Source organism: Micromonospora phytophila, assembly GCF_023656545.1.
Taxonomy (GTDB): domain Bacteria; phylum Actinomycetota; class Actinomycetes; order Mycobacteriales; family Micromonosporaceae; genus Micromonospora; species Micromonospora phytophila.
In genome coordinates, this window is record NZ_JAMOKF010000210.1 from 1 (window position 1) to 9,910 (window position 9,910).

General features: G+C 73.2%; 10 protein-coding genes. 5 read left to right on the plus strand and 5 right to left on the minus strand.

The features are described from left to right. Window positions 1-880, minus strand: an 880-nt coding sequence (locus tag NCC78_RS21620; RefSeq protein ID WP_250796620.1) for a 3' terminal RNA ribose 2'-O-methyltransferase Hen1, incomplete at its 3' end; no start/stop codon positions are given. Between the two features lie 121 nt (window positions 881-1,001). Then, window positions 1,002-2,531, minus strand: coding sequence for an LPXTG cell wall anchor domain-containing protein (locus tag NCC78_RS21625; RefSeq protein WP_250796621.1), 1,530 nt, complete (start codon window positions 2,529-2,531; stop codon window positions 1,002-1,004). Between the two features lie 350 nt (window positions 2,532-2,881). Here NCC78_RS21625 and NCC78_RS21630 point away from each other — a divergent pair, with 350 nt between their 5' ends. Beyond that, on the plus strand, window positions 2,882-3,367 hold the full coding sequence (locus NCC78_RS21630; protein WP_250796629.1) for a SigE family RNA polymerase sigma factor: 486 nt from the start codon (window positions 2,882-2,884) through the stop codon (window positions 3,365-3,367). Further along, complete coding sequence (locus NCC78_RS21635; protein ID WP_250796623.1) at window positions 3,364-4,422, plus strand: LCP family protein; 1,059 nt, start codon at window positions 3,364-3,366, stop codon at window positions 4,420-4,422. The genes NCC78_RS21630 and NCC78_RS21635 overlap by 4 nt, the downstream gene beginning before the upstream one ends. 135 nt (window positions 4,423-4,557) lie before the next feature. Here the strand turns inward: NCC78_RS21635 and NCC78_RS21640 are convergent, their stop codons facing one another. After that, window positions 4,558-4,770 (minus strand): hypothetical protein, encoded by a 213-nt coding sequence (locus NCC78_RS21640; protein ID WP_250796624.1) that lies wholly within the window; start codon window positions 4,768-4,770, stop codon window positions 4,558-4,560. 129 nt (window positions 4,771-4,899) lie between these two features. Between NCC78_RS21640 and NCC78_RS21645 the strand changes: the two genes are divergently transcribed. Continuing rightward, window positions 4,900-5,283 (plus strand): phage holin family protein, encoded by a 384-nt coding sequence (locus NCC78_RS21645; protein ID WP_250796625.1) that lies wholly within the window; start codon window positions 4,900-4,902, stop codon window positions 5,281-5,283. Window positions 5,284-5,499: 216 nt separating this feature from the next. Further along, window positions 5,500-6,522 (plus strand): class II fructose-bisphosphate aldolase, encoded by a 1,023-nt coding sequence (gene fbaA, locus NCC78_RS21650; protein WP_250796626.1) that lies wholly within the window; start codon window positions 5,500-5,502, stop codon window positions 6,520-6,522. A gap of 92 nt (window positions 6,523-6,614) precedes the next feature. Here the strand turns inward: fbaA and NCC78_RS21655 are convergent, their stop codons facing one another. Then, on the minus strand, window positions 6,615-7,868 hold the full coding sequence (locus NCC78_RS21655) for an LOG family protein (RefSeq protein ID WP_250796627.1): 1,254 nt from the start codon (window positions 7,866-7,868) through the stop codon (window positions 6,615-6,617). Between the two features lie 288 nt (window positions 7,869-8,156). Between NCC78_RS21655 and NCC78_RS21660 the strand changes: the two genes are divergently transcribed. Further along, window positions 8,157-8,585: a DUF3151 domain-containing protein gene (locus NCC78_RS21660; RefSeq protein WP_250796628.1), complete on the plus strand. Its 429-nt coding sequence runs from the start codon at window positions 8,157-8,159 to the stop codon at window positions 8,583-8,585. A gap of 129 nt (window positions 8,586-8,714) precedes the next feature. Here the strand turns inward: NCC78_RS21660 and NCC78_RS21665 are convergent. After that, a partial coding sequence (locus NCC78_RS21665) for a MinD/ParA family ATP-binding protein (protein WP_372495172.1) occupies window positions 8,715-9,910 on the minus strand: 1,196 nt, incomplete at its 5' end.

Sequence of the window (9,910 nt, forward strand, 5' to 3'; positions counted from 1 at the left end):
CGACCAGCGCCGCGAGGACCGCCTCCCGGCGCCGCGCGGCCAGCGACGCCCGACGGGCCCCGCCCTCCCCGGTGCTCTCGTCCACGGTGTCGGGCTCGGCGGCGGCCGGCTCGTCGGTCAGCCGCTGCTCGGCGAGGCGGGCCAGGGCCTCCCCGGCCAGCGCCCGCCGGTGCGCCAGGTAACGCCGGCTGATCAGGGCGCGCTCCGGGTGGTCGGCCAGCCAGCCGGCACCGGCCCGGAGCAGCTTGTCGACCTCGTCCGGCGCCACCCAGTAGTGCTTGGCGTCGTCGAGCACCGGCAGCAGCACGTAGAGGTGGTTGAGCGCGTCGGCCACCCGGAGGGTGCCGGTCAGGGTCAGGTCGACGTACCGGCTGTCACCCCACTCCGGGTGCTGCTCGTCCAGCGGAACCGCGACGGCGGTCACCGTCCAGCCGAGCGGGGTGAACATCCGTACCGCCACGTCGGCGCCGCCCCGGCAGCGCAGCACCGGCACCCGCACCTCCAGCGGGATCGGCGTGGCGGCCAGCTCCGGGCGCTCCCGCGACTCGCCCCGCAGGGCGGAGCGGTACACCTTGGACAGCGCCGAGGAGAGCAGGCTGGACGCCGCGTACGGCCGGTCGTTGACGTACCGCCCGAGGGTGAAGCTCTCCGGGGTTGCCGCCGGCTGCCGGCCGCGGCCCCTGCCCCGCGCGCCGGCCAGCCGCAACGGGTCGACGTCGAGCAGCAGGGCGGCGGTGCAGCGCTGCTCGCCCGCCTCCGGGTAGAAGACGTGCGCGGTGCCGACCGGCACGTCGAAGGAGTGCGCGCGGTCGGGGTGCTTGACCAGCAGGTGACCGAGGTCGGTCGCCGGCCGGTGGGTGGTGGTCAGGGTGAGCAGCACCCGCTCATGGTTCCAGGAGCATGGATCTTGCGTCGTCCCGTTTTCCGCTGCGGTTCGGGTGCGGAGACGGCGGTGCCCCGCCGACCGGGGGGTCGGCGGGGCACCGGTGGTGCGGGGTGGATCAGGCCACGAAGCGGGTCCGGCGGCGCTTGGCCACCAGGTAGCCGGCCGCACCGGCGACGAGCAGCAGCCCGCCGACGCCGGCGAACAGCCCGGAGTTCTCACCCGTGATCGGCAGCGAGCCGCCGTCACCACCGCCACCACCCGGGTTGCCCGGGGTGGTCGCGTTGCCGAACTTGACGGTGAGGGAGGCCTTGTTGTTGGCGACGTTCTTGTCGCCCGCCAGGACGGTCTCCACCAGGCCGGAGGTCTCGCCCGCCAGCTCGTCGATCTTCAGCGTGAACTCGTACGAGCCCTTGTCGCCCTTGGCGACGTCGCCCCAGGTGAGGCAGCCGTAGCGGCGGGCACCCGGCTCGCCGGCGTTCTGCCACGGGTCCCAGGGCTGGTCCTCGATCATGGGCGCGCACTCCTCGGAGACGCCGACGGCCGTGGTGCCCTTGGGGATGTTGACCTCGAGCAGCGGGCCCTCGAGCCGCCAGGTCTCGATCGTCGCGGGGCCGAGGTTCTCAAACCCGGCGCTCACCTTGACCTCGTCGCCGACCTTGCCGGTGGCGGTGCCGCCGACAGCGGCCAGGTCGGCGGTGTTGTCGCCGAGGACGGTGAGCTTCACCGCGGTGAAGCTGTTCCAGGGGTCGACGTCGGTCTGCGGCGCGCCCTGCCGGGCGGCCGGCACCTCGACCAGCTCCAGCTTCTCGCCGGTGCCGGGGGTGCCGGGCGGCAGCGGGAAGTCGGGGTCGTCCGTGACGACCTTCCAGTCGTCCTCGGTCCACCAGTCGACGTAGTTGAACAGCGAGCTGCCGGTGCGCGCGGTCTGGTCGACCTTCACCGGGAGCTTCTCCGAGAGCCGGTAGGTCTTGCCCGGCTTCAGCTCCGTGTCGATGGTGCAGATGGCGGACTGCACCTCCTCGATGAACCGGCAGTTGCTGAAGTTGCCGGCGTACGGGCTCAGGTAGTCCTGCTGCAGGCGGAGCACCACGCCGCGCGCGGTCTCCGGGCCGGCGTTGTGTACCTCGGTGCCGACCAGGCCGACGGTGGCGCCCGGCTCGGCGTCGAAGCTGGCCTCCGGCACGCTCTGCAGGTCAACACCCTCGGCCACGGTGACGGTGATCGTGCGGGTGGCGGTCTGGCCGTCGCCGACGGCCTTGATCCCCAGCTCGGCCTTGGTGCCGGGCTTGGCGTCCGCCTTGGCGTTCAGGTAGTAGTTGAAGCCCGGGACGCCGTACTCACCGGCCTCCGCCTCGCAGTGCAGGGTGCTGGCGTTCTGGTCACAGGTCCAGTCGGTGGTCGCGACGTCGATCGTGGCGAAGTCGTCGACCTGCGAAAGGTCGAGGTCCAGGGTGAGCTTCTTGAGCTCATCCTCGCTGGTGTACGCGGCGATGAAGCCGTAGGCGGTGTGGTTCGGGGCGACCTGCAGGTCGTACGCCATGATCCGGATGTCATCGGCGGCCTGCGCCGGGGTGGCGGAGGCGGCGAGGAACGCGCCTGCGACGCCCAACCCGGCGAGCCAACGCCGGGTGGAGTTCTTGAGCATTGGGGGTTTTCCTCCCGTGGGGGCTCCAGGTGGAGTAGCCCGTGGATCTTAAGGAGCCGTTAAGGCTGCGCGCCGCCCCCATACGGCCCTACCTGCGAATATGAGCCGAACGGCTGAGCCGGATCAGCCACAACGTCAGCGCCAGGTCACGCGCCGAAAACGGGTTCGGCACGCCGAGTGCACGAGGTGCCCGCCGACGCCGGCGGCGAGCAGGAGCACACCCGGGCCGGCGAGCGCCCCCGGTGATCGGCAGTGGACCGTCGTCGCCGGCCCGGCTCGTGGTACCGATCCGATCGCAACGTTCCGGCGGCCCGCATCCGTCATCAGGGGCAGGAGCCCGGGAGGTGCTTGTGACGTACGAGGAGTTCGCCGACTCACGGCTGGCCGCGCTGCTGCGGTACGCGGTCATGTTGACCGGCGACCCGCACCAGGCGCAGGACCTGGTCCAGGAAACCATGGTCCGGGTCCAGCTCAACTGGCGCCGGGTGGCCCGGGCCGACTCGCCCGAGCGCTACGTCCGAAGGATGCTGACCAACCAGTACGTCGACTGGCGGCGGGGCTCCTGGATGCGCCGGGTGCTGCTGCGCGGCGAACCCGACGAGGCGGTGCCGGCACCGGCCGACCACGCCCAGCACGCCGTGGACCGGGACCAGGTCTGGTCCTGGCTGGCCCGGCTGCCTCGCCGGCAACGGGCCACCCTGGTGCTGCGCTACTACGAGGACCTGCCCGACGCCGAGATCGCCGAGATCCTGGGCTGCGCCGTCGGCACCGTCCGCTCATCCATCTCCCGCGCCCTGACCACCCTGCGCACCGAGTACGCGGAGGCCTGCTCATGATCGAGGACGACGTGCGTGCCGCGTTCGCACAGCACGAGGCCCTGACCCCGCCCACCGGCCCGGTGCGCGCCGCGATCGACCGGCTTGCCGCCGTGCGGCGTCGACGACGGCAGCGGCTGCGGGCCGGTGGCGTCGCGCTCGCCCTGTTCGGGGTGCTGGGGGTGGGGATACCGCAGCTCACGCCCGACCGGGCCGCCGAGGACGCCGCCATGCTCAACGAGCCCGTTCCGCCTGCCCCCGCCGGGGCGCTGAACGTCCTGCTGCTCGGCCTGGACGCGACCTCGGACCAGCGGCCACCGCTGGCCGACTCGGTGCTGCTCGTGCACATTCCCGCCGACCGCAGCCGGCCCTTCCTGGTCTCGCTCCCCCGTGACCTTCAGGTGGCGATCCCGGGTCACGGGCGGGACAAGCTCAACGCCGCCTTCGCGTACGGCTCCCGGTCGGACCCACCCGACCTGGCGCGCGGCTACGACCTGACCCGCCGGACCGTCGCCGAGCTCACCGGCGTACGCGTCGACGCCGGCGTGGTGCTCACCTACCCCGCGCTGCGCCGGCTCACCGACACCGTCGACGGGGTGGAGGTCTGCCTGCCGCGCGAGATCCGCTCCATCCACACCTCGCGGGTCTTCCCGGCCGGGTGTCAGCGGCTCGGCGGCGCGGCCTCGGTCGACCTGCTGCGCCAGCGGCGAGGGTTGCCCGAGGGCGGTCTCGACCGGGACCGCAACGCCCAGCTCTTCGCCGCCGGGCTGGTCCGCCGGGCCGCCGAACAGGGCGTGCTGACCAACCCGGTCAGGCTGTCCGAACTGCTGCGCGCGGGGGGCGCCGACCTGGTGGTCGACGACGGCGGCCTGCCCCTGCTCGACCTGGTGAGGGTGCTCCCGCAGCTGAAGTCCGTCGACCCGGTCGGGCTCAGCCTCCCGGTCAAGCCACTGGACGGGGCGCGCTGGGTCCGGCCGGACCCGACGGCCACTCCGGAGTTCCTCGCCGCGCTCCGCGAGGACCGGTTGGCGCAGTGGGCGGCACAGCATCCGGGCCGGGTGAACCGCACCCGCTGACGCCGCCGGCCGCCCACCGGTCGACGGCGCGTCCCGACCCGGCGTCACGCCGTCGGCCAAAAACGCGCCGCCGCCCCGGTCGGGGGGCGGCGCGTCGGCACGGTCCGGTCGTCGCCCCGGCGCGCGGGGCGGCCCTCAGCGGTAGTCGTCCTCGTCGGCGCCGACCACCCGGGCCTGCTCCATCGCGTCCCAGTCGCCGACCTCCAGGCCCCGGTGCGGCTCGGTGTCACCGTCGCCGTGGTCGATCGCGGCGGCCTGCTCGACCGCGTCGGCCGGCTCCGCCTCCAGGTCGCGTTCCTCGGGGCTGAGGTGGTCGCTGGGGGCGAAGTCCTCGTCGGGCTGACCCATGGCAGTCCCTCCCGGGGTCTCGGCGGACGGTTTCCCCACACACCGTACGGGGTGGACCTGCCCGCCGCTCGGAAGCCGAGTCGACCGAATCGCCCCACCGGGCGGCACCCCCGGTGCCAGGATGGTGCCGTGGGCTTCCTGATCCGGCTGGCGATCACCGCGATCGCACTGTGGATCACCACGCTGATCGTGCCCGGCGTCGAGGTGGGCGGCCGGCCCGGCGGCAACACCGCCCTCACCCTGGTCGTCGTGGCGCTGATCTTCGGCGTGGTCAACGCGGTGCTCAAGCCGCTGATCAGGGTGGTCGGCTGCGTCTTCTACCTGTTGACCCTCGGCCTGTTCGCGCTGGTGGTCAACGCCCTGCTGTTCCTGCTGACCGACCGGATCGCCGGGGCGCTGGACCTGCCGTTCCAGGTGGACGGTTTCTGGGCCGCGTTCTGGGGCGCCATCGTGATGACCGTGGTGACCTGGCTGATCAGCGTCGTCGTGCCGGACAGCCTGGAGGGGCGGTGACGCCACCGCGCCTTCGCCGATTCAACGGCGTCCCGGCGGAAGAGTCGGCCGGCGGGGACGGCCCGCCGGGCGTCCGGCGCTCGGGCGCGTACCGGGTCGGTTGTGCCCGCGCGGCGCTCCTCAGGGATACTGCCGGCGGAGGACAGCGCGGTCCGGCGCACTCATGGACGACAGCGGCCAGCTACGGCCGACAGCGGTAAGTAAGGAGCGTTCGACATGCCCATCGCTTCCCCCGAGGCTTACGCGGAGATGCTGGACCGCGCCAAGGCCGGCCGGTTCGCGTACCCCGCGATCAACGTGACGTCCTCGCAGACCTTGAACGCGGCGCTGAAGGGCTTCGCCGACGCGGAGAGCGACGGCATCATCCAGGTCTCCACCGGTGGCGCGGAGTACCTCTCCGGTCCGTCCGTGAAGGACATGGTCACCGGCGCCGCCGCCTTCGCCGCGTACGCGCGTGAGGTGGCGAAGAACTACCCGGTCAACATCGCCCTGCACACCGACCACTGCCCAAAGGACAAGCTGGACAAGTTCGTCCGGCCGCTGATGGCGATGTCCAAGGAGCGGGTGGCGCGCGGCGAGGAGCCGCTGTTCCAGTCGCACATGTGGGACGGCTCGGCGGTGCCGGTGGCAGAGAACATGCAGATCGCCTCGGAGTTGCTCGACCGGGCCGCCGAAGGCAAGATCGTCCTCGAGATCGAGGTCGGCGTGGTCGGCGGCGAGGAGGACGGCGTCGAGAACGCCATCAACGAGAAGCTCTACACCACCGTCGAGGACGGCCTGGCCATGGTCGAGGCCCTCGGCCTCGGCGAGAAGGGCCGCTACATGGCGGCGCTGACCTTCGGCAACGTGCACGGCGTCTACAAGCCGGGCAACGTCAAGCTCCGCCCCGAGGTCCTTGACCACATCCAGATGGCGGTCGGTGCCAAGTACGGCAAGGAGAAGCCGCTCAGCCTGGTCTTCCACGGCGGCTCCGGCTCGCTGCTGTCGGAGATCCGCGAGGCGTTGGACTACGGCGTGGTGAAGATGAACATCGACACCGACACCCAGTACACCTTCACCCGGCCCGTCGCGGACCACATGTTCCGCAACTACGACGGCGTGCTGAAGGTCGACGGCGAGGTCGGCAACAAGAAGATGTACGACCCCCGGGTCTGGGGCAAGGCCGCCGAGGCCGGCATGGCCGCCCGGGTCGTCGAGGCCTGCGAGCACCTGCGCTCGACCGGCACCACGATGAAGTGACCCGCTGACGCGTACCGCCGACGGCCGGCTCCCCTGGTGGGGGCCGGCCGTCGCCGTCAGCGGCCCGACCACGACGGCGGCCGGGACCGGCGTCAGGCCGCGCCGGTGAGCACCCGGACGGCCTCGCGGACGTCGTCGGTGAGGTGCACGGTGCCGGAGAGGTCGCCGAACGGCGAGGCGCCCAGCAGCGGACGCAGCAGCGACTCCACCGGCAGCTCCGCCGTCCAGTACGCGCGGTCCAGGAAGACGTACGCGCCGCTGGCCCCGTCGGTGCCGTAGTAGGTCTTCGTGGCGGCCTGGAACACCTCCTGCACGGTGCCGGCCCGGCCAGGGGCGAAGACGATGCCGCCCCGAGCCAGCCGCAGGATCGTGTCCTCCCGGATGGCGTTGGAGAAGTACTTCGCGATCCGGCCGGCGAAGAGGTTGGCCGGCTCGTGCCCGTAGAGCCAGGTCGGGATGGCCAGCCCGCCGGTGCGCGCCCAGTCCAGACCGCCGCCGACCAGCGCGGCGGAGTCGGCGCGGTACCCCGCGCCCGGGTCGGTGGACGGCGCGGAGGCCACGACGGGCGGACCGAAGACCTCCCGGACCCGCAGCGCCGCCGCCGTGTAGCGGTCGTGGTCGGTGAAGTCGGGCGCCCCGGCGAGCAGGTCGATCGCGGCGTTCAGATCCTCCGCCGGTCGCAGGGCCAGGTAGGCGCCGAGGTTGGCGGCCTCCATCACCCCCGGCCCGCCGCCGGTGACCACCAGCCGGTCGGCCCGGGCCAGCTCCCAACCCAGCACCGCGGCCATCCGGTAGGGCGCGCTGCCGCGCGCCACGGCGTGCCCACCCATGATGCCGACCACCGACTGCGGCCCATGGGTGGCCAACCAGGCGCGGGTCGCGTCGGCGAGCGCGTTGTCCACGCCGTGGTCGTGCAGCCGCTGGCCGAGGGCCTCCCGGACGTCCGGCAGCGCCCCGCCGTGAGCCCGGAAGTGCTCGTAGACCCGGGTGTCGTACATGCCGGCGAAGCCCGCCTCGGCGAACCCGTCCGCCAGGTCCTCCGGCGTGTAGAGGTGGGACGGCTGGGTCGGGTAGGGCAGCCCCGAGAAGGGGGGCACCACGTTCGCGCCCCGCCGGACGAGGTCGGCGCCGACCTCCCGGGAGGCGAAGCGGCAGCCGACGAAGAGCGTGCCGCTGACCGTGACCCCGGTCAGGTCCGGGACGGGTTCCAGGTCGAGCCGCAGCCCCTGCACGGTCAGCCCGGCCAGGCTGCCGGTGCTCAGCCGCCGGTCGAACTCGGCGCGGGTCTCGATCTCGTCGGTGCAGATGTGCGGCTCGATGACGTCCGCGGGAGGTGGGGTGGGCACCCTGGTCATCCTGCCCGGCCGGGGCAACCGCCCAAACCTGCGGGCTCCCCGGTGACCACCGCGCTCCGATGCCTGGGGGTGCCGGCCGGGGAATGGACAGGAGCCCGGCGACCGAGGCCACCGGGCTCCTGCATTGCCGGGTCCTGGGGAGGCTCCGGACCAATAGTTGTAACGGAAAATATCTGGCGGCGGCATGGGCCGCAGGCGTGACCAACTCCTCAGCCGTTCAGCCAACCGGCTCGGCCAACCCCCTCGCGCGCCGGGGTGCGAAGCGGGTTGAATGGGGCGATGCAGAACCTGTTGCCGGAGCCACCGGCCACCCTCCTCCCCGCGCACGACGAGGCCGACGCCGCCCTGGCCGCCGCCGAGCAGGCCGGCAGCGACGAGGCCTACGCCGAGGTGGCGGCGCGCTTCCCGACCTACAGCGCAGGCTGGGGCGCGCTGGGGGCCCGGGCCTTCGCCGCGGGCCAGGTCGTCCCGGCGTACGCGTACGCGCGCACCGGCTACCACCGGGGCCTGGACCAGCTGCGCCGCAGCGGCTGGAAGGGGCACGGGCCGGTGCCGTGGTCGCACGAGCCGAACCGCGGCTTCCTCCGCTGCCTGTACGTGCTGTCCCGGGCCGCCGACGAGATCGGCGAGGCGGACGAGGCGGCCCGCTGCGCCCAGTTCCTCCGCGACTGCGACCCGGCCGCGGCGGACGCCCTCGCCAGCAACTGACCCACGCCCACGGCCGGCCCGGCACGCGTCGGGCCGGCCGTCGGCCCTCCCCGCCCCACAGCCTCTCCACGCTGTCCGGCCCTTCGCGCCCTACAGCCCTCCGTGGGCCCCTACAGCCCTCCGCGGGCCCTACAGCCCTTCGGCTACCGCGGCGGCGATCTTGAGCCAGGCGTCCCGGGTGGCCGAGGAGAGGCCCCCGTACCGGATCGGCTCGCCGGTGTCGATGAGCCGCTCGTACGGGGCGAGCAGCACCGCCCGGGTACGCGCCGCGAAGTGCTCCTGGATCGCCGGGAGGTCGATCTCCTTGCGCGAGGGCGGCATGGAGACCACGGTGACCGCCTGCCGCACCAGCCGCTGCCGGCCGCTCTGCTCCAGGTGGTCCAGCATCCGCGCAGCCGTCTCCGCCGAGTCGTTCCGGGCCGACATCGTGACCACCAGCTGGTCGGTGGCGTCCATCGCGGCCTGCCAGTTCTGCGCCCGGACGTTGTTGCCGGTGTCCACGAAGATCAGCTTGTAGAAGCGGCTGACCACCTCGCGGATCTCCGCGAAGGCGGCGGCGGTGAGCATCTCCCCGCCGGTCGCCGACTCGTCCGAGGCGAGGACGTCGAACATCCCCTCGCCCTGCGACCGGACGTACTGCGACAGGTCGCCGACCCGCCCGTGCGCCCCCTGGAACTGGCCCAGGTCCCGGAGCATGTCCCGGACCGTACGGGAGTGGAAGTCCTGCTGGGCGCGCATGCCGAGGGTGCCCTGGGTCTCGTTGTTGTCCCAGGCCAGCACGTATCCGCCGCGCTTCTGGCCGAAGGTCATCGCGAGCAGCAGGATGGCCACCGTCTTGCCGGCGCCACCCTTCGGGTTGACCACGGTCACCTGGCGCAGGCCGCCGAAGTTGCGGCGTACCGTCTCGATGTCCCGCTTGAGTTCCTGCTCGTGCCGCCCCGGGGCGAGCCGCAGCCCGATGCGGTTGACCACCGCCCGTACCCCCATGGTGGCCACCGGGTCGGCGGGGCGGCCCTGCCGGCGCCGGGCGAAGTCCTCGGCGGTGGGCGGCCCGCCCCCCTCCGGGCTCCAGTCCTGGTCCGGGTAGGCCGGCGGCACCGGTCCCATCCCCTCCGTCGGCTGGTACGACTGCTGCGGCACCGGGGCCGCTCCCGGTCCGCCCTGCTGCCAGGGCGGCGGGTACCAGCTGGGCTGGGGCGGGAACGGGCCCGGTGGCGGCGTCGGCGTCTGCTGACGCGGCGCGGGGCCGGGCGGCGGCGGGTCGGCCGGGACGCCAGAGGGGCCCTGCTGCGGCGCGGGATTTGGCTGCGGCGGCGCGGCCTGGC

What these genes read in the sequence shown, in the direction of transcription:
- NCC78_RS21660 (WP_250796628.1), top strand. Translation starts at nt 8,157, where the DNA reads ATGCAGAACCTGTTGCCGGAGCCACCGGCCACCCTCCTCCCCGCGCAC.
- NCC78_RS21640 (WP_250796624.1), bottom strand. Translation starts at nt 4,770, where the DNA reads ATGGGTCAGCCCGACGAGGACTTCGCCCCCAGCGACCACCTCAGCCCC.
- NCC78_RS21625 (WP_250796621.1), bottom strand. Translation starts at nt 2,531, where the DNA reads ATGCTCAAGAACTCCACCCGGCGTTGGCTCGCCGGGTTGGGCGTCGCA.
- fbaA (WP_250796626.1), top strand. Translation starts at nt 5,500, where the DNA reads ATGCCCATCGCTTCCCCCGAGGCTTACGCGGAGATGCTGGACCGCGCC.
- NCC78_RS21635 (WP_250796623.1), top strand. Translation starts at nt 3,364, where the DNA reads ATGATCGAGGACGACGTGCGTGCCGCGTTCGCACAGCACGAGGCCCTG.